We start from the raw sequence: 18,391 nt of genomic DNA on the forward strand, positions 1-18,391 counted from the left end.
TAATAATAAGCATAACGCTTTTATGGCGTTAGAAAACCACCCAAAGGAGTTCAAAACAATGAAGTATCAACTGGAAGAAAACCGCATCCTGGCAACGGACGAGCACGGAGCCGAATTGGGTGAATTAAATTTTACTCAAAATGGTGATGAATGGATCATCACACATGTAGGCGTATCGGTAGCCGCACGCAGAAAAGGACTCGGTGGCGCGCTTGTGGAAAAGGCTGTCCAGTACGCTAAGGACAGACATAAAAAAATAACCCCGCTTTGCTCCTTCGCTGTGTCGGAGTTCGCAAATAATCCATCCTATAAAAATGTCCTAGCCGAATAGTAGCTAAAAAGCCCGCCGCTGTAAAAACTGACAGCGGCGGACTTTTATAAGAACGTCATGGTTTTAATGCTTTGTGATAGACGGTTTTCATCAGAACACTTTTACAATGCTCAAACTGTTCTTCATCGATGGGGTCAGGATAAGTCATGACATAGAGCGGCAGCTCAGGCATGCCTGGTCTCAAAGGTGGCTGATAGTACTCATACTGATTAAGATGAAAGCCCAGATTTTTATAAAACTTGATCCGGCGCTTGGCGTCCTCCTCATTGGGATGTTCCACCTCCAAAAAGATCATCCGGTCGTTTTCTTTAAAATATTCCTTAAAAATCCGGCTCCCAATGCCGCCCCCCCTTGCTTTTTCAGACACGGCAGCATGTTCGATAAAATCAAAATCGTCAAAAACCCAGACCCCCAGCAGCGCGATAGTTCTGCCCATATCAGTCCTTTTAATTAAAAGCTTGTAATTCGGCTGCTCAAGCAATGTTTTTTGCCCCTCATAGGAGCGTTTTTCGGTATCTGGAAAGGAAGCGTCCAATATCTCAAAGGCCTCATCAAAGGACGTCTCATCGGCTGTTTCAAAAAAACTTTCTTCGGTCATCATTTTCCCCTTATGCATTTTCAAAATTTAACATTCCTTACAGTATAACGAGGGATTATTAAAAACCCCTTAAGTCCAGGCGGATATATGGCATTCAAATTTCTACGTGTCTATGATATAATTGGTTCAAACCTAAGGAAAGGAAGTTATTCATGCTAAAGCGTTTAGTTAAAGCACTTTTGCCGCTTTTGATGCTCGCACTCCTGATAACTGGCTGCAGCAGCACATCGCCGACAGGCGCAGGCACTACAAACGGCGGTGCTGCCCAAATTACAGAAGACGGCACCTATACTACCAAGGAGGATGTTTCCCTTTATCTCCATACCTACCAAAAGCTCCCCTCTAACTTCATCACCAAAAAAGAAGCCCAAAAGCTGGGCTGGGATAACAAGAAAGGGAATCTGGACAAGATCGCCAAAGGTAAAAGCATTGGCGGCGATCGCTTTGGAAATTATGATAAAAAGCTGCCCGAGGCCAAAGGCCGTACCTGGAAGGAATGCGACATCAATTATGAAGGCGGCTACCGTGGCGCCGAGCGGATTATCTACTCAAGCGACGGGCTGATCTACTATACCGATGACCATTACAACAGCTTTGAAGAAATCACATTTTAAAGGAGTGAAAAAGGTGCGAACAATTACCCTTGATGGCCGGCGGATGGATACTATCCAGAACGCTCACGCCTATATTGAAAAAAAGCTTGAAATCCACGATTATTACGGAAAAAACCTTGATGCCCTCTGGGATATCCTCACAGGTATTGGTACTGGCACCAGGCTTGAAGTAATCCATTTTGAAGCTGCCGAAACTCACCTGGGCTATTACGCCAAAAAGCTACGGCAGGTTTTTATTGACGCCGCTGTGGAAAATACTTTTCTGCAGGTTCAATTCTCGTAAGGAAAGGCGGCAAAATAATGAACTGGAACGACAACGTAGAGCTCTTTATCCCCTCCGACAGCGCCTCAGCCATCGTCAACATTGACGGAAGCATCGAAGTACCAGAGCCACAGGCCAGCACAGCAGAAACCATGCCTAAAAAAATCCGGAATGGCCGCGAATATATCCTGGTTACATTGCGTGACCACAGCATGTTTGACCGCTATTATAAGGACGACATTCTTAATATCGGTCTTCAGGACACCTGTGAAAACGGTCAGGACGCTCTGGTGCTTCTTGAAAACGGAAACGTGCGGCTGCGACGGGTCTATTACGAAGAGGATACTCTTATTTTAAAGCCCCTCAATACAGAGTTTTACGAAGTGGAAAGCTGTCCTAAAACATCTGTGCAGATTTTGGGTGTAGTGGAGGGCGCTGTCCGTATCAATTAAAAAAGGCCGTTCCAAACGGCCTGCAAGAGATGCCTCAGCCGGTGCATCTCTTTTTAATTTCCTTAATCCTTGCCATGGGCAACTCTGTAATGTTATTGACTTCCAGCTCGTTATGTGAATTTTCAAACAGATAACGGGCAATGCAGACCTTGTCCTCCTCAGATGCGCTCTGAATAAGCTCTATGACCGGTGTCGTCGTAAAAGCAGCGTACGAGGGATAGGGAATAACTTCACCGGCTCTTATAATCTCCATCATTTCTCCGAAGTAACGCTCAGGATCAATACAGGCCTTCTTCATGGGCCTGTCAACACATTCATAATCTTTTTTGTCCATTACCCTTCCTCCACACTTCATAATGATTATAAATTATAACACAAATCGCATCTCATAGCAAGATCTCTGCGTACACATATCCCCTGCTTTAATCAAACAATATCTTTATGCTCAGGACCTGAACCATCTTCTGCTCCAAACCTCCGACACTCCTTTTTTCCGTATATCTGCAGACTTTGATCCGCCTATGGGCACTCTTTCATTTTTTTACTTTTTTCCTAAAGCTTAATAAATACTTAGGCATCCATTAGGCGTGTCCTTTATGGGTAAATCTATTTCGTATACAGAGTATTCTTTATGGAATACAAATGATTTTAAACAATGAAAGCAGGTGTTTTTATGTCAGAACGTAAAATAACCAAAACGGTAAAGGGTCAATACGCCATTGACGGCGCGGGTGTCCACCTGGTAAGAGTATTAGGCAATAATGACGTTCAGGATTTTGATCCGTTTTTAATGCTGGATTCCTTCGATTCTAAAAATCCAGACGATTATATAAAGGGCTTTCCTTTCCATCCTCACAGAGGGATTGAAACCGTCACCTATCTCATCGAAGGAGATATTGAGCATCAGGACAGCCTTGGCAACAAGGGCTCTATCAAATCCGGCCAAAGTCAGTGGATGACTGCGGGCAGCGGTATTCTCCATCAGGAAATGCCCAAGCCTTCTGATCATATGTTGGGGCTTCAGCTCTGGATCAACCTTCCGCAGGATGAAAAAATGGCTGACCCTGCCTATTTTGATATTACAGATGAAATGATCAAGTCAAAGGAAAACGATGCGGCTGTGGTTCGTGTAATCTCCGGTGAATATGAAGGTGTCACAGGTGTAAAGCCCCGCCATATCCAGGCGACACTTTATGACGTCACCGTAAAGGCCGGAAAATCCCTTACACTCCCCACCAAAGCAGAGGACAATGTTTTTATTTTCCTGATCCAGGGTGACGCGGTGATTGAGGGAAAAAACATTGATGAAAAGACAGCCGTGCTGTTCGGCTCTGGAGATACCATCACCGTCAAAGCGCCGGATGGTCAGGATTCCCGGTTTGTTTTTTTCTCCGGAAAAAGGTTGGATGAACCGGTGGCCTGGGGCGGCCCCATTGTCATGAATACCCGGGATGAGCTCATGCATGCTTTTGAAGAGCTGGAAGAAGGCACCTTTATCAAGCACGAAGCCATCCGTTAATCCCAAAAAGTGCTGGCAGCAATTGAGTGCCGGCACTTTTTTATATTTTACAATCAAAAACACCTGTTAATTTTAAACTAAATTGGTTATACTAAAATCAAATATTAGAAGGAGGCCTCTCTATGAAAGATCAAGAGCTTGAAAAAGTTCACCAGGAAAAAGAGCCTGAAAAGAAAAACAATTTAAAAACAAAGATTATCCTGTACATTGTGGGAATCGCCATTATTTTTGTCATCGGCATGGTTGTGGGTATTCGCTTCAGCTTTTCTGTTCAGTCGTCTGTTTTTTATCTGCAGCGGGCATTTACCTGGCTGATCTTTATCCTGATTATTCTGGCTGTTATCGCCATCCCCGTTGGCTGGAAGGTCTATAAATATCAGAAAGAAAAAGAAAAAAACGATCGTGATAGGTAACCCTGATTTGTTCTTTCCTTTTTTGGGTATGTTTATTCATACTTAATAAAAGGAGTGCACGAATATGAATAAAATCGCATTTTTAAAAGAATACCTTTCTGACCAGATGGCAGAGAACGGCTTTAACTCTGAGGGACAAATGAAGGTTAATATCTTTGAAATTTTTTCTCAAAAGGATGTACTACAGGCCGCTGAAGCCTTAGGCTGCCAAATTGACAACAACAATACACCCATCGGCAGCTTCTGGATTTACAGTTCGCAGCAAAAGAAGTCTTGACTGGCTTCTTTTTTATGCAAAAAAAGCTGCGAAAATACGCAGCTCCTTTATAATGTGGTTTTATTCTTTTTCGTCTTCCTCCAGGGCTCGCGCGCCAAAGAATTTTTTATCCTTGTCGTTGCCCTCCATACCCTTACCGTCGTTGGTTGGGCGTTCCTTTTCACCGGCACGCTGTTCGATTACGCCTTTGCCGTCGTTAGTTGGTTCAATTCTTTTATCATCTTTCATGTTAATTTCCTCCATTAATAATTGTTAATTACTGTTTACCCGATTTTTAAGCGCTTTTACCATTTTCTATGATCTCTCAAGCTTTTATTCAGAAAAAAGAAAACTTTAGTGTATCTAAAAGCGAAAACGTTATTGTGGCTTTAAAAGCTGAATCGGGTATCCAATTAGTAGCAACGATTAAAAAGAAAGGTGTATTATTATGAAAAATGAAAAAGAAAATCAAACACATCTCAGGATAAAGACCCAGGAGCCACAAAAGGGATATTATATTGATGATTCTACAAAAAATGTTTCACCCGAACCGGTTATGGAGAGCCCAGACTATCAAAGCAGCGGAAAACTTAAGGACAAGGTCGCTGTCATTACCGGTGGCGACAGCGGTATCGGCGGTGCCGTCGCCATCGCCTTTGCTAAAGAGGGCGCCAGACTTGCAATCCTGTATCTGGATTCTGACGATGACGCCGCAGCGATCGTAAAGCGCGTCAGGGAACTGGGCGCTGATGCCCTGTCCATAAAAGGCGATGTGGGCGATGATGTCTTTGTTCAGAAAGCGGTGCAGCAGGTGATTGAAAAGTACGGTCATATTGATGTACTGGTAAATAACGCAGGTGAACAGCATGTGGCTGAGAGCATTACCGCGATCACACCAGCCCAGCTTGACCGCACCTTCCGAACCAACATCTTCAGCATGTTTTACATGGTCAAGGAGGCTCTTCCACATTTCAGCAAGGGCGCAGCCATTGTCAACACCACCTCGGTAACAGCCTACCGTGGCAGCTCCACACTGCTGGACTATTCTGCAACCAAAGGCGCTATTGTCTCTTTTACAAGGGCACTGTCCGGCAATCAGGAGATCCTGGACAAAGAAATCCGTGTAAACGGTGTGGCGCCAGGCCCAATCTGGACGCCGCTCATCCCCTCGACTTTCAGTCCAGAGCACATCGAACGCTTTGGCAAGGATGTCCCCCTTGACCGCCCCGGTCAGCCCTATGAGCTTGCACCGGCCTATGTTTACCTTGCCAGCAGTGATTCAAGCTATGTAACCGGACAGGTAATCCACGTAAACGGCGGCGAAGTCGTCAACGGATAATCAAACTCAATCAAAAGTCAGCTAACGCTGGCTTTTTTATTAGGCAAAAAAATACCCCTCAGTCACACTGAAGGGTATCCCAGAGATCTCTTCGATCCCACCGCTCTTTAAGCGGCTAATGATAATTTACCCGAATGGCATGGTTTTAATCATATGAAGCCTCTATTTGACGGATCTGTTTATAAAGAAAGTCGTTAACCGGTGTTCCAAAGCCATGCATTTTACCCAGTTTGCAGATTGTCCCGGAAAACAGCTCCACCTCTGTTTTCCGGTGCGCTTTGGTATCCTGGCGCATGGAGGGCATTCCCTCAGGATTCAGGGTATCCAGAACCTGCATCCATTTAGCAATATCCCCTTCTGTCAGGCAAACGCCCTCATATGCTGCCGCGATCCGGGCCTCTTCCATTGCCTTCAGCATCAGGGTTCTGGCCTCACCTTCCTGCTGCAGGCCCCCGTAATTGGTCTTAAAAACCGCCGCAGTCTGATTGACACCAGTATTCAGCATAAGCTTATTCCACAGACAGTAATGAATGTCCTGGGGCGTCTCATAGCATATCCGGGCTTCTTCCATCAGTTTCGCAACAGCCTCCAGCGGCTCTGTTCTGCTGTTGTCATGGCTTCCCAACAGTAAAACGCCCCCGCTGTCATAGTGGACTTTTGGCCCTTCCTTTACCGCATCCATTCCCTGAGCCACACAATAAAGCAAATGCTCCTGTCCGTAGACTTTGGCGATCACCTCTTCGCTGGCAATACCGTTGAGCAGCGAAATAATTATGGTATGCCTTTCCACAAAATGGCGAATGCTCTTTACCGCCTGATCAATACCGGTATACTTTACAGAGATGATGATAAGATCCGCGGTTTCTCCCTCAGCAGTATCCTCGACGTAGCGAAAGCCGCAGGGCTTGCCGTTACAGGTAAAGGGTGTTTCCCGATAGCGCGCAATACGCCCGCGGTCTGCGATAAAAAAAACACGGTCATTGCCAAAGGTCTCGGTCAGACGGTTTCCATACAGAACCCCCAGCGCGCCGGCGCCGATTAATGCAATTTTATTTATTTTCATTTCTGCCTCGCGATTTTTTATTTATTATCCCATATTCTTACCGGCAAGTCCAATTTTGGGCAAAAAAACAGAAGCAGGTTTCCTGCCTCTATTGACATAAAGTTAAAACCGATTGCGGTTATTCTGGCCCGAGACCACCATTAATGATGCGATTACAATACCGGCAAAAACACCTGCCGAAAAAATACCTAACCCAATCAATAAGTACATGCTCTGTCACTCGCTTTCTTTTTACTTTTTTATCTTTATATATACCTTTTGTTCCCGGGATAACTCACGCCTTAGTAAAACTTCAGATTTTTAGTACGTTTGGTTTTAAAAGGATGCCTCCGGGTAAATTACTTATAAATACATTGAAAGGATTGATTATAATGTCTGAATTTTCTAAAAAAACAAATATGAAACGGTTAGCAGCTTGCATCTCTGTACCTCTGGCTGTTGGCTCGGTAGTTGGCAAGGCCATATCAAAGGATGTCAAGGCGTATTCTGAGCTGGATAAACCCGGCTTTGCACCGCCTAAATGGGCATTTCCTGTGGCGTGGACAACGCTCTACACTTTGATGGGTGTTGCGAAATACAAGGCTCTCGAGGCCGCAGATGAAGATGAAAAGAAGGGAATTATGGAGGCGGATGGGCTTCAGCTCAGTCTGAATTTTATCTGGTCTTTTCTGTTTTTCAAATTTCATTTAAGAGGCGCTGCCCTGATCGAAATGACGACACTTCTGCTGGCCATCCTCTACACCGCCAGGGAATACGCCAAGGTAAGCAAAACTGCCGCAAAACTTTTGCTGCCTTATATTCTCTGGGTTTCCTTCGCACTCTGCCTGAATGCTTCTGTATGGTACAAAAACAAGTAAGCACTGTGGTCAAATAAAAAAACAAGGTGCAGAGTATGATCCGGCACCTTGTTTTTTTAATATATTTTATTACCAATGCATATAGTTTAATGGATCGACGTAGTCGTTGTTTACAAGAAAACTTAAGTGCAGGTGATTTCCCGTGGAGTTCCCGGTTGTGCCTACACCACCAACATGTTCACCCTGGCGTACGAATTGCCCTTCAGAAACATCAATGCTACTTAAATGACCGAACAGAACTGTTCCACCATCCACAGCCACCATAACGCATTTTCCATAGCCACCATTCCAACCGGCATAAGTTACAATGCCGTCACCTGGCGCAAAAACAGATGTACCCTCAGGTGCAGCCATATCATAGCCACTATGCCAAGTCCATACGCCGGTAATCGGATGAATTCGGTTGCCATACATGTCATCCCACTCTTTCGGGTAATACTGCGAAGCAATAGGCCATATAAGCCCAACCGATGGTGCCGGACCTGGATCTGGCGTTGGCTCTTCTGTTGATCCCGAACTGCCTCCTGTATCGCCAGAGCCACCACCACTATTGTTTCCACCGCCTTGATTCTCTCTCCATTCCTGAAGCTTCCTCTGGGCTTCGGCCTCTCTTTCAGCTGCAATAGCCGCCAAGCTGTTATCAGCAGCCGCATAGATAGCCTGTTCCGCGTCTGCTCTTGCCTGCAGCTCATCCATCACATGCTGATTATCTGCTAAAAGTTGTTTTTCTTGTTCCTTAATGCTATTCTGGCTGGCCAATGCAATTTCCTGTTCCTGTTTCAGCGATTCCAGCTGGCCTTTAACGGTTTTTATTTCTTCCTGCTGGACCTTAACCTGTTTTGCGGTGGCCTCCAGAGCATTGACCGCATTTCGGTCAGCCTGAGCAATCAGACGGATCATGTCAGCCTTAGCGATAAAATCTGTAAAGCTGTTTGATGAGAAGAGGACGCTGGCATACCCCTCATTGCCAAACATGTACATAACCCTCAGACGTTCCTCAAGGTCTTTTTCCTGTTCGGCCTGCTTTGCCTGAGTGCCTGCGAGCTGCTGGTTCTTCGCCTCAAGGTTGGCATTAATCTCGCTGATCTGGCCGTCAAAGCTGTTGACCTTCTCGGTGATGGTTTTGATTTTTTCCTCAGCCTTATTGATCTCGTTTTCGATTCCCTCAGCTGTATCCTGCTTCATGTCAATTTGATACTCGTACTCAGCCTTCTTTTGGCTGGCTTCTTCCTTCTTTTTCTGAAGCTCTTCCTCGGATTCGGCGTAAACCGGTGAAAGAACTGTTGATACAAAAAATAATAATACCAATGTCAAAGAGAAAACGGACTTCTTTTTCATTTTTTCCTCCTGGCTTTCAAATAGTATTCCCATTATAACACAAAAAGGCGAATGTATCGCTTGAGCCGTGCTTATAAAAACAAAAAAGATCTATTTGAATTCAGCTTTTTGTTTTATAGATTCTTACCCTTAACGTTTGAAAATACCCGGAATCAGCAAAAATAAAAAACGCACACATAGTTTTATGCGTACGTTTTAATCTTAAATTGTCAGTTTAAATAATCGCCTACCGCATAGGCATTATACTGTCTTTTAAGAATGAATGGTCTGCTCTAAACAAGTCTCCTTAATGTGTTTCATCTGAATTTCACCTCCTTCTGACAAACCGCCTTATATAAAAGCATGCTGCCTGAACTACCATAAATCATCTGCAATCGCTTCAGCGATATATGTCTCCACCTGCTCAAAGGAAATCTCCATCACCAGCGCGACCTCTCGGTGAAAATAATCCTTAGCCTGCTGACTGTATTTTTCTTCAAAGGGCATCTGTTTACCCTCCTCTTTCCTTAAATAAGCAGTCTTGATAACGCGGATCCATTCCAGCTCATCATATGCCTCCATAGCCGTCTCGTACAGTTCCTCACGTATTTTATTGTTCGGCGCCTGTATGGTACGTGTGTATGGAATTCTGCTCAGGATTTCTGTTAAATCCTCTCTTGATGCTACCTTTCTCAAGAGCACCCCTGAACTGGCCTTAACACTCTGACTTACGGCTGGCTCCCTAGTGTTTGTGAGGGTATAACGTACAGCCTCGCCGCTTTCAGCGTCTGTCTCAATTTCTGATACCTGCCAGATGCCATCATTTTTAAGAATCAGATAATCGCCGGCTGCATACATGGACTTTTCTCCTTCTTTGACTGTTCAATTTGTTTGATAATAAAGGGTAAAACCTGGTTGGGCTTTACATTTAAGACGAGCGCAAACTCATCATAAAGAAGCTTCTCAGCCTCCTTTAAAAAACGTTCATCAGTCGCGTAGGGCTTTTTCTTCTGCTCTTTGCGACTCTTTTGACGAAGATAGATGGTTTTGATCAACTTGACAACAGCCCTGCGGTCACCGCTGTTAATAATTTCCTGATATTTTATTTCACGTGTGCTCTCATTTTCAATATTCAGCAGCGTTTCCTCCGGCATGGTTCGGATAATCTCGTCAATTTCCTGTCTGGATAAAACCCGGCGCATCTTTGAAATTAAATGATCGTTTCCTGTATGAACAAAAATGGTCAGACTGTCCTTATAAATTGGCTGTAAAACATAATATTCCATCGTTCCACCACCAAAGTTTTCCCTGACAATATCCTTGATTTTACATACGCCCTCTGTTCCATACAAAACTGTGTCATTCATTTTAAACAATCGCCTCTCATCCTTTCTGTTATCACTTTCTAAATATAGCTGATATCTTTAAGCTTTATGATTTTCTCTCAGTCAGAGCTTGTTATCGCCACTTATATGACCTTTAACTATATTTTAACATTTACAGAAAAAAATTGTCAGTTCTTTTTTAAGAGAATATTTGTTTTGTGTTTAATATCAGGCATCTTTTTAATTTGTTCCCGGCTTTCTTTTTCATTGAATCGATTTTATTTTCTCTTTTGCAACACCTTTCATAAAAAACAGAGCCACCAGAAGCGCTGCACCCTCAGCTATCGGGAAGGCCCACCAGACCACCTCCTGTGCGTTTGGCAGCGTTGTAAGGTAGTAAGCCAGTGGGAGAACCACCACCATCAAACGGATCAGTGAAATAATCAGCGAGCGCACTCCATTGCCAAAAGCCTGGAATATCCCCTGAAAAGCCACATTAGCGCCTACAAAGAGATACCCCAGCGTAACAATCCTGATCGCGCGGACGCACAGGCTCTGTGTCTCTGCTGACAAAGCAAAAATCCCAATAAGCGGATAGGCAAAAATCTGAAGGCAGACAGCCCCGATGAGCATGATGGCAATGGTATAGACCATCCCGTATTTAATCCCGTCTTTTATACGCTGCTTATCCTGCATGCCATAGTTAAAGGCAACAATGGGGATCAGTGCGTTATTCAGACCAAAGGCCGCAAAAAATACAAATTGCTGTATTTTATAGTATACTCCGTAGGCTGTCACAACCGAGCCCGACACACGGCCGAAAATGATGTTTACCCCATAGGTCATAAAAGACATCAGCGCCTGCATCAGGATCGCCGGAATCCCGATTTTATAAATCTCACGTATAATTGACCTTTGCGGTTTCAGGTATTTAAACCCTGGATCTACATCCTTATTAAAACCGTATTGGAAGATACAGCCAAGCGCCAGGGAAATCATCTGGCCGATAACTGTTGCATAAGCTGCACCGTTTATTCCCATTGCCGGTATCCCAAAATAGCCAAAAATAAAAATTGGGTCAAGAATAATGTTGGCCACAGCGCCCACGATCTGTGCAATGGTTGAAAGCCCGGTCCGGCCAACAGCCTGCAGCAGCTTTTCATAAATCATAAATAAAATAGCGCCAAAGGATAAAATCGTACAGATTTTTAAATAGCCGACCCCCATCTCCAGAATAACCGGATCGCTGGTCTGGGACTTCATATACGCCTCCACGCCGAACAGCCCTACCAATAAAAACACCGCATAGGTGCAAAAACCCAGGAAAACTGCGTTTCCTGCGATTTTACTCGCCCGCTCTCTGTTTCCTTCTCCCAGATAGCGTGAGAGCAGGGCGTTGATCCCAACACCAGTCCCCACGCCTATGCCAACCATGAGCATTTGTATGGGGAAAGCCAGGGTCAGGGCATTGACACCGTATTCCCCCATCCCTGTAATGCTGGCTGTATCACTCATACAGCTCACAAAATAGCTGTCAACAATATTATAAAAGGCCTGTAGTACCATGGATAAAATCATGGGAACACCCATTGTTAACATCAGCCGGCCAATGGGTGCCACACCCATTTTGTTTTCTGTCATCACTGCTTTCAAAGCAACCTCCTGTTTTTGAGCTCCGCTCATATTTTGGAGACTTTTAAGAAAAGCTGCCATAAACTCTTAATACTTTGCAACAAAAAATGCGTAAATCCAATCCTGGATTTACGCATCTGCTACTCGGCAGCCTCATTCTATCATATTTTTTCCGGAAAAATCAAGCATGATTTTATCTATTTAAGACGCAGCCAATCCGATTCCTCGACAAAACCATATTTTTTATAAACCGGCATCCCAAATTTTGACGCCCGCAGCCTTATAATGGTTACACCGCTGTTTTTGACTTCCTTTACCAGCATATCCAGGATTTTGGTAGCGATGCCCTGTCCGCGGTATGCTGGCTCTGTAAACATATTGGTGATATAGGCCGACATACCGGTTTTATTTGAATAGCTCGGCGGATAAGCGTAAAAGATAACCGCGCCGGTGGCTGCAATCTTTTCATCCTCTACTGCCAGTATCTCCATCATCGTCTTGTTTTTAAAGCTTTCTCTGAAAAAGGCCCGCAGCTCGTCATCAATAGAAAATATCGGCTCCAGTCCCTCATGGACTAATTGTGTCTTTCGTATTTCACACAAGAGGTCAATATCGTCAATGGTTGCTTTTCGGTAATGCAAAATTCTTTCCTCCCAAGACTTTCATTTTCACCTCATTATAGCATACTTTTCTCCATTAGCAGCAAAAAAAGCAAGCATTGACATGGTTGCATCCCCGGTATACAATATTTTCAAAATAACTATCCAAGGGAGAGCGCCATGCCTAAGCTTACACTGCACTATAATGATGACCCTGTTTTAAGACAAAAATGCCAAAAAGTTTCTGTGGTCGATGATTCGATCCGCAGTCTGCTGGATGCGATGATGAACACGCTGACGCTTACACCCGGCGCTGCCGCTTTAGCCGCTAATCAGGCCGGGATCCTTCTTCAGCTCATTGTCATTGATTACGCCGGGTATCGTCTCAAGCTTATCAACCCTGAAATCATTGAGACCGAGGGCATGCAGGAATGTATGGAATCCTGTCTTAGTTTCCCAGGCCGCCACCTGAGAACACTGCGCCCAAGAGCTGTCAAGCTCCAGGCACTGAACGAGAACGGTCAAGCGGTTCACTTAGATGTAAGCGGTGAAATGGCAAAATGTCTCTGCCATGAGATCGATCACTTACAGGGAATCGTGTTCACGGAGCGGGTACAGTCCTGTTGAACGCCCACATTAAAAAAAGCACCGCAGGACCTTTTGGTCCGCGATGCTCAGATAAACACTTATTCAAATTCCTCAACCAGCTGCTTTTTAAACAGCATTCTAAAAACGAAACGCACACAGGGGCCGGCAAAAAAGATTTGCCAGAACAAAGCCATCGGAAAGTTCATGGCTGTTGTCTGAAACCATGCGGCAATGATTTCACTCCCGGGATTTTTGAACAAAATGGTCGCGACCAGGCTCATCATTGGGCACATCAGGCAGACCGTCATCGCCGATATGGTAAGAATAACAAAGACCGGTTTGTCCGATTCAGGCGTTATGATCCGGAAGGCCAGCCTCTGCGCCAGCTTTTCGACAACAAATAATTCAAGGACCACCGCCAGGGGCCACATGATCACAAGCTCATGAAAAGCCAGCAAAAATACCTCATTGCTCAGCGCGCCCTTGTCCAGCGCAATATTATAGCAGATCAGGGCGTAAACCATGACCAAGGCCATTAAAAGTGTGAAAATAACGTTTTGTAATTTTGTTTTTGGCATTTAAAATTCTCCTTTTCTGACAAAATGAAAAAAGAGTCTGAAAACGACCGCTGTGTTGTTCGTTATCATCTGCTTGTTATACAGATGTGTCGTTTCCAATAAATACCAAAAAGTTTTAGCTCTTATTCAATTATTATATATAATAATACTAGCATAAAAAAATTTGCAGTGTAAGTACTTTTTTGATGTAACGGATATCTTTTTGTAAATTCCAGCCTTTTATCAGCTGATCATGTTGACTTTTCTTTTAAATTCCCGTATGACCTCTTCAATGGTGAGACCCTGGAGCTCTTCCTCAGTCTGCTGAATGATGCCGTTCACTAATCCGTCGGCGTAAAAAATATCTAAATAATAACCTTTATACTCTTGTGCATTTCTCATAAATAACATTCCTTCTTTCTTAGATTTTTATTATAACAGATTCTTGGTTGAAAATGCACATCAATTTGAATATCTTAATTTTCAGATTAAATACAATGGCGGTTTATCTCTTTCAGGGCCTTGTGAAGCTCATCAAAAGTCTGTACAATTTTATCCGCGCCTGCAAGCTCCGTTCTACTGCCATATCCGTAAGCGCAGCCAATGGCAGGCAGTCCGTTTTTCTGTGCTGCCTTCATATCCTGCAAGCGGTCCCCAACCACGAAAGCCTGGCTTATTTCAGAATTCTCCCGGACCGTGCGCAGAATTTTCCATTTTGGCATAAAATGATAATCCTCCGCACAGTGGAAAGCCTCAAAATAGTTGTCCAGATTAAAATAGCGGCGGTGCGCCTCCAGATAGCTCCGCCTACAGTTGCTCAGCAGCATCAGACGGTAGTCTGCTTTCAGACACGCCAAGGCTTCTGGAACGCCATGGTACAGAACCGCTTTCCCTTCTTCTGTAAGGCGAACCATTTCACGGCCGATCATCTGGCTGCAGGCTTCCCGCGCCTTTTGAGGAAGCCCTGGCATGAAGCGCTGCCACATTTCCCATACTGAAAAGCCCAGCCACTGGCTGATCTCCAGATCTGTAAATGCTCTATCCGGAGCATAGCCCTGCCGTACCAGCATGTCGTAGCCCTTGCGGAACGCCGGCGCATAGATACGGAGGCTGTCGTGCAGCGTACCGTCATAATCAAAGATAATGACCCTGGTCTCAGGCTTCAATTTCATGGATCAGATTAACCATTTCGATGGCGCCGATGGCACAGTCAAAGCCCTTGTTTCCGGCTTTTGTACCAGCCCGCTCAATGGCCTGTTCAATATTTTCTGTGGTGAGCACGCCAAACATTACCGGAATTTCGCTGTTTAGAGACACATGAGCAATGCCTTTAGAGACCTCGTTACAGACATAATCGTAGTGCGAGGTACTGCCTCTGATAACAGAGCCCACACAGATGACCGCGTCATATTTTCCACATTCCGCCATTTTAGCCGCAATGAGTGGAATCTCGAAAGCACCGGGTACCCACGCCACATCAATGTCCTCTTCTTTAACCTCATGGCGCTTCAGGCCATCCAGTGCGCCCGAAAGCAGCTTGGAGGTGATAAATTCATTAAACCGTGAAGCCACAATCCCTACCTTAATTTCCTTTGATACGAGTTTTCCTTCAAATACTTTCATGATTTTTCTCCTTTATTTTATAAAGATTCATTTAATAAATGTCCCATTTTGGTCTGCTTGGTCCTTAAGTAACTCCGATCATAGTCGGTCGCGGCGATTTGGATCGGCACACGTTCAATAATCGTCATGCCAAAATCCGAAAGCTGATATATTTTATCGGGATTGTTGGTTAAAAGGCGCATAGTTTTAACGCCTAAATCCCGCAAAATCTGCGCTCCGATAAAATATTCCCGCAAATCTCCGGCAAATCCCAGGGCCAGATTCGCTTCAAGCGTATCCATGCCGCGGTCCTGAAGCTCATAGGCCTTTAGCTTATTGATCAGGCCAATACCTCTGCCTTCCTGACGCATATACAGCAAAACGCCGCGCCCTTCCCTCTCGATCTGTGTCATAGCCGCGGAAAACTGCTGCCCGCAGTCGCAGCGTATTGACCCAAAAGCATCCCCTGTCAGGCATTCAGAGTGGACCCGGCACAGAAGATTCTCACCCTCTCCAATTTCGCCCTTTACCAGCGCGATATGGTGTTCACCGTTCATCCTGTTCACGTATCCAAAGGCTTTGAAATGGCCGTACTTTGTGGGCATATCTGTGGAAGTGACACATTCTACCAGACGGTCATGCCTTTTTCGGTAAGCCTGCAGAGCTTTAATGGTTATAAATTTCATATTCCATTTTTCAGCCAGCTCAGCCAGTTCCACTGAGCGCATCATGGAGCCGTCATCCTTCATGATTTCACAGCACAGACCGCATGGTTTAAGCCCTGCCAGCCGCATTAAATCAACGGTAGCCTCGGTATGCCCATTTCGTTCCAGAACACCGTTTTTCTTTGCCATGAGCGGGAACATATGTCCTGGACGGCGGAAATCCTCAGGCCTTGCAGCATCACTGACACACCGGCGCGCTGTCATGCCACGTTCTTCAGCCGAGATACCAGTGGTTGTAGCAACATGATCAATAGAGACTGTAAAGGCGGTCTCATGGTTATCTGAATTGTCTGAAACCATCTGGGGAAAACGGAGCTTTTCACACAGCTCAATCCCCATCGGCATGCAGATTAGGCCTTTTCCGTGTACGGCCATAAAATTAACATTCTCGGTGGTTGCAAATTCTGCGGCACATACAAAATCACCTTCATTTTCTCTGTCTTCATCATCTGTCACTAAAATAATCCTGCCCTTCCGCAGTTCCTCCAGCGCTTCTTCAATTGTATTAAATTCAATCATTTTCTGCCTCCTTAATAGCCAAATTTTTTGATAAAATCTTTTGTAATGCCGCTCTGGTGCGGCGCTGTGCCAAACAGCTTTTCGACATATTTGCCAATGCAGTCATTCTCAAGGTTGACACAGGCACCCACGCCCTTCTGGGATAAAATGGTTTTTTTTACTGTGTGCGGAATAACGGAAACACTGAATAGGTTTCCTTTCACAGAGGCCACAGTCAGACTGATACCGTCAACAGCGATGGAGCCTTTCTCGACGATATAGCGTGAAAGGCCGCTGCTGGTCTGAATGGTATACCAAACAGCGTTATCGTCCTTTTTAACATCTGTTATCTTTCCGGTTCCGTCGATATGCCCAGACACAATATGACCGCCAAACCGGCCATTAGCGGCCATGGCACGCTCCAGGTTAACAACGTCACCAGGGCGCAGAGTACTGAGGGATGAGCGCGTCAGTGTCTCGTGCATTATGTCTACCGTAAAGTCCGAGGACGAAAAATCCGTTATGGTCAGGCAGACGCCGTTTACAGCGATGCTGTCCCCCTCCTGTGTGTCCTCCAAAACTATTCCGGCTTCAAGTGTCATCACGCTTGAAGCCGCGCCTCTTCGGATGGACTGGATCGTACCCATTTCCTCTATGATTCCTGTAAACATGGAAGCACCTCGCTTTCTAAAAGAATATCCTGTCCAAGCTGTGTAATCACCGGTGCGGACAAATGCCACGCCTTCCTGGGTAAATCGACGCCATTACCGCCAACCGGCGTTTGTGCATGCTGGCCTCCAAACAGCTTTGGGGCAATGTAGGCCTGCACCTTGTTGACAATTCCGCTCTCCAGAGCGGCGCTGTTAAGCCTAGGCCCGCCTTCCTGCAGGACGCTGTCAATATTCATTTCACCAAGCTGCTTCATCAGGGCTTTCAAATCAAGTCTGTTGTTTTCAGCCGGTACCATAAGAATCTCACAGCCCGCCTCACAAAGACGGGACCGCTTTTTTTCGTCGCTGCTGGTCGCAATGATCGTCCTTGTCCGGTGTGCTGTCTTTACCACCCTTGCAGTTAATGGGATGCGCAGTGTTGTGTCACATACAATTCGGACAGGGTCTCTCCCTTCTGGTATCCGGCATGTCAGCAGCGGATCATCCGCCATGATGGTTCCGATTCCAGTCATAATAGCGGTGTAGCGTTTGCGGTCCTGGTGAACCCTCTCTCTTGCCGTCTCCCCTGTAATCCACTTCGATTTTCCCGATACTGTGGCGATCTTCCCGTCCATGGTCATCGCGTATTTCAAAATGACATAGGGCGTGCGTGTTCTGATAAAATGAAAGAACGCCGCATTCAGCGCATCACATTCCTGACGCAAAACATCAGTTGCGACCTCCACACCATGCTGCCTGAGCATCTCAATGCTTTTTTCTGCCACCAGTGGATTGGGGTCGTGAGCGCCGACAACCACACGTTTTATACCGCTTTTCAAAATCGCCTCAGTACAGGGGGGCGTCTTGCCAAAATGGCAGCACGGTGTAAGGGTCACATAAAGGGTGGCGCCCTCTAAGTTACCAGAACAGTCGTCAATGGCATTTTGCTCTGCATGGGGCCCGCCATAGCGCTCGTGCGCTCCTCTTCCAATGACATGATCGTTTTTTACAAGGACGGCCCCTACCATAGGATTGGGATTAACAAAGCCGCAGCCCTTCCATGCCTGCTCAAGAGCCAGTCGCATATAATGCTGATCGGTCAAATTCAACACCTCCTGAAAAAGAAAAATACCTTGAATAAAATCATTCAAGGCATCTAAAAAAACAGTTTCCTGTATCCAGATTATTTTAAGA

The 18,391-nt window shown here is 45.3% G+C and carries 26 protein-coding genes; 10 read left to right on the plus strand and 16 right to left on the minus strand.

The features are described 5' to 3' along the window. The first annotated feature begins 22 nt into the window (after positions 1 to 22). Positions 23 to 331: a GNAT family N-acetyltransferase gene (locus I2B62_RS04835; protein WP_347707790.1), complete on the plus strand. Its 309-nt coding sequence runs from the start codon at positions 23 to 25 to the stop codon at positions 329 to 331. A gap of 55 nt (positions 332 to 386) precedes the next feature. On the opposite strand, the gene I2B62_RS04840 is transcribed toward I2B62_RS04835, so the two are convergent. Continuing rightward, on the minus strand, positions 387 to 947 hold the full coding sequence (locus I2B62_RS04840; protein ID WP_243259434.1) for a GNAT family N-acetyltransferase: 561 nt from the start codon (positions 945 to 947) through the stop codon (positions 387 to 389). A 134-nt stretch (positions 948 to 1,081) separates the two neighbouring features. On the opposite strand from I2B62_RS04840, the gene I2B62_RS04845 reads away from it, so the two are divergent. The 3 genes from I2B62_RS04845 to I2B62_RS04855 are packed head-to-tail and all read left to right on the plus strand — an operon-like array spanning position 1,082 to position 2,257. Continuing rightward, on the plus strand, positions 1,082 to 1,543 hold the full coding sequence (locus I2B62_RS04845) for a ribonuclease domain-containing protein (protein WP_195267825.1): 462 nt from the start codon (positions 1,082 to 1,084) through the stop codon (positions 1,541 to 1,543). Between the two features lie 13 nt (positions 1,544 to 1,556). Further along, a complete protein-coding gene (locus I2B62_RS04850; protein ID WP_195267826.1) occupies positions 1,557 to 1,826 on the plus strand; it encodes a barstar family protein in 270 nt (89 codons plus the stop codon). A 17-nt stretch (positions 1,827 to 1,843) separates the two neighbouring features. Continuing rightward, complete coding sequence (locus tag I2B62_RS04855) at positions 1,844 to 2,257, plus strand: S24 family peptidase (protein ID WP_195267827.1); 414 nt, start codon at positions 1,844 to 1,846, stop codon at positions 2,255 to 2,257. Positions 2,258 to 2,291: 34 nt separating this feature from the next. Here I2B62_RS04855 and I2B62_RS04860 read toward each other — a convergent pair whose 3' ends face one another. Next, a complete protein-coding gene (locus I2B62_RS04860) occupies positions 2,292 to 2,591 on the minus strand; it encodes a hypothetical protein (RefSeq protein WP_195267828.1) in 300 nt (99 codons plus the stop codon). Between the two features lie 339 nt (positions 2,592 to 2,930). Here I2B62_RS04860 and I2B62_RS04865 point away from each other — a divergent pair, with 339 nt between their 5' ends. The 3 genes from I2B62_RS04865 to I2B62_RS04875 all read left to right on the plus strand — a co-directional run bounded on the left by I2B62_RS04865 (position 2,931) and on the right by I2B62_RS04875 (position 4,466). Next, positions 2,931 to 3,776, plus strand: coding sequence for a pirin family protein (locus tag I2B62_RS04865; protein WP_195267829.1), 846 nt, complete (start codon positions 2,931 to 2,933; stop codon positions 3,774 to 3,776). A gap of 122 nt (positions 3,777 to 3,898) precedes the next feature. Beyond that, the gene (locus I2B62_RS04870) at positions 3,899 to 4,189 is read left to right on the plus strand and encodes a hypothetical protein (RefSeq protein WP_195267830.1); all 291 of its coding nucleotides are present in this window, start codon (positions 3,899 to 3,901) and stop codon (positions 4,187 to 4,189) included. Positions 4,190 to 4,253: 64 nt separating this feature from the next. Next, entirely contained in the window at positions 4,254 to 4,466 is a 213-nt protein-coding gene (locus tag I2B62_RS04875; RefSeq protein WP_195267831.1) for a hypothetical protein, read from the plus strand. A 60-nt stretch (positions 4,467 to 4,526) separates the two neighbouring features. Here I2B62_RS04875 and I2B62_RS04880 read toward each other — a convergent pair whose 3' ends face one another. Then, on the minus strand, positions 4,527 to 4,694 hold the full coding sequence (locus I2B62_RS04880; RefSeq protein ID WP_195267832.1) for a hypothetical protein: 168 nt from the start codon (positions 4,692 to 4,694) through the stop codon (positions 4,527 to 4,529). Between the two features lie 199 nt (positions 4,695 to 4,893). Between I2B62_RS04880 and I2B62_RS04885 the strand changes: the two genes are divergently transcribed. Continuing rightward, positions 4,894 to 5,784 carry an SDR family oxidoreductase gene (locus tag I2B62_RS04885; RefSeq protein WP_195267833.1) on the plus strand — a complete coding sequence of 297 codons (891 nt, stop codon included), beginning with the start codon at positions 4,894 to 4,896 and terminating at the stop codon, positions 5,782 to 5,784. A 145-nt stretch (positions 5,785 to 5,929) separates the two neighbouring features. Here the strand turns inward: I2B62_RS04885 and I2B62_RS04890 are convergent, their stop codons facing one another. Further along, a complete protein-coding gene (locus tag I2B62_RS04890) occupies positions 5,930 to 6,847 on the minus strand; it encodes a ketopantoate reductase family protein (RefSeq protein ID WP_195267834.1) in 918 nt (305 codons plus the stop codon). A gap of 398 nt (positions 6,848 to 7,245) precedes the next feature. Here I2B62_RS04890 and I2B62_RS04895 point away from each other — a divergent pair, with 398 nt between their 5' ends. Continuing rightward, on the plus strand, positions 7,246 to 7,704 hold the full coding sequence (locus I2B62_RS04895; RefSeq protein WP_207735934.1) for a TspO/MBR family protein: 459 nt from the start codon (positions 7,246 to 7,248) through the stop codon (positions 7,702 to 7,704). 69 nt (positions 7,705 to 7,773) lie between these two features. Here I2B62_RS04895 and I2B62_RS04900 read toward each other — a convergent pair whose 3' ends face one another. From I2B62_RS04900 to I2B62_RS04920, 5 genes are all read right to left on the minus strand, one after another. Then, on the minus strand, positions 7,774 to 9,042 hold the full coding sequence (locus I2B62_RS04900) for a M23 family metallopeptidase (protein ID WP_195267835.1): 1,269 nt from the start codon (positions 9,040 to 9,042) through the stop codon (positions 7,774 to 7,776). A 354-nt stretch (positions 9,043 to 9,396) separates the two neighbouring features. Then, a complete protein-coding gene (locus I2B62_RS04905; protein ID WP_195267836.1) occupies positions 9,397 to 9,879 on the minus strand; it encodes a hypothetical protein in 483 nt (160 codons plus the stop codon). Then, complete coding sequence (locus I2B62_RS04910; RefSeq protein ID WP_195267837.1) at positions 9,855 to 10,388, minus strand: CarD family transcriptional regulator; 534 nt, start codon at positions 10,386 to 10,388, stop codon at positions 9,855 to 9,857. The genes I2B62_RS04905 and I2B62_RS04910 overlap by 25 nt, the downstream gene beginning before the upstream one ends. Positions 10,389 to 10,610: 222 nt before the next feature. Beyond that, positions 10,611 to 11,990, minus strand: coding sequence for an MATE family efflux transporter (locus I2B62_RS04915; RefSeq protein ID WP_347707793.1), 1,380 nt, complete (start codon positions 11,988 to 11,990; stop codon positions 10,611 to 10,613). A 185-nt stretch (positions 11,991 to 12,175) separates the two neighbouring features. Continuing rightward, positions 12,176 to 12,619, minus strand: a complete 444-nt coding sequence (locus I2B62_RS04920) for a GNAT family N-acetyltransferase (RefSeq protein ID WP_195267838.1) — start codon at positions 12,617 to 12,619, stop codon at positions 12,176 to 12,178. Positions 12,620 to 12,757: 138 nt separating this feature from the next. Here I2B62_RS04920 and def point away from each other — a divergent pair, with 138 nt between their 5' ends. Further along, complete coding sequence (gene def, locus I2B62_RS04925; RefSeq protein ID WP_195267839.1) at positions 12,758 to 13,204, plus strand: peptide deformylase; 447 nt, start codon at positions 12,758 to 12,760, stop codon at positions 13,202 to 13,204. 59 nt (positions 13,205 to 13,263) lie between these two features. Here the strand turns inward: def and I2B62_RS04930 are convergent, their stop codons facing one another. From I2B62_RS04930 to ribD, 7 genes are all read right to left on the minus strand, one after another. Then, a complete protein-coding gene (locus I2B62_RS04930; RefSeq protein ID WP_195267840.1) occupies positions 13,264 to 13,743 on the minus strand; it encodes a DUF2798 domain-containing protein in 480 nt (159 codons plus the stop codon). 222 nt (positions 13,744 to 13,965) lie between these two features. Next, positions 13,966 to 14,124 carry a hypothetical protein gene (locus tag I2B62_RS04935; RefSeq protein WP_195267841.1) on the minus strand — a complete coding sequence of 53 codons (159 nt, stop codon included), beginning with the start codon at positions 14,122 to 14,124 and terminating at the stop codon, positions 13,966 to 13,968. Positions 14,125 to 14,210: 86 nt separating this feature from the next. Beyond that, a complete protein-coding gene (locus I2B62_RS04940; RefSeq protein ID WP_195267842.1) occupies positions 14,211 to 14,894 on the minus strand; it encodes an HAD family hydrolase in 684 nt (227 codons plus the stop codon). Beyond that, positions 14,878 to 15,345 carry a 6,7-dimethyl-8-ribityllumazine synthase gene (ribE, locus tag I2B62_RS04945; protein WP_195267843.1) on the minus strand — a complete coding sequence of 156 codons (468 nt, stop codon included), beginning with the start codon at positions 15,343 to 15,345 and terminating at the stop codon, positions 14,878 to 14,880. Before ribE ends, I2B62_RS04940 begins: the two co-directional genes overlap by 17 nt. Positions 15,346 to 15,362: 17 nt before the next feature. Further along, positions 15,363 to 16,568, minus strand: a complete 1,206-nt coding sequence (locus tag I2B62_RS04950) for a bifunctional 3,4-dihydroxy-2-butanone-4-phosphate synthase/GTP cyclohydrolase II (protein WP_195267844.1) — start codon at positions 16,566 to 16,568, stop codon at positions 15,363 to 15,365. An 11-nt stretch (positions 16,569 to 16,579) separates the two neighbouring features. After that, complete coding sequence (locus tag I2B62_RS04955) at positions 16,580 to 17,218, minus strand: riboflavin synthase (protein ID WP_195267845.1); 639 nt, start codon at positions 17,216 to 17,218, stop codon at positions 16,580 to 16,582. Next, positions 17,200 to 18,300 carry a bifunctional diaminohydroxyphosphoribosylaminopyrimidine deaminase/5-amino-6-(5-phosphoribosylamino)uracil reductase RibD gene (ribD, locus tag I2B62_RS04960; RefSeq protein ID WP_195267846.1) on the minus strand — a complete coding sequence of 367 codons (1,101 nt, stop codon included), beginning with the start codon at positions 18,298 to 18,300 and terminating at the stop codon, positions 17,200 to 17,202. Before ribD ends, I2B62_RS04955 begins: the two co-directional genes overlap by 19 nt. Positions 18,301 to 18,391 lie beyond the last annotated feature (91 nt).

Origin of the sequence: Eubacterium sp. 1001713B170207_170306_E7 (assembly GCF_015547515.1) — a bacterium.
In the GTDB taxonomy this organism is placed as follows: domain Bacteria; phylum Bacillota; class Clostridia; order Eubacteriales; family Eubacteriaceae; genus Eubacterium.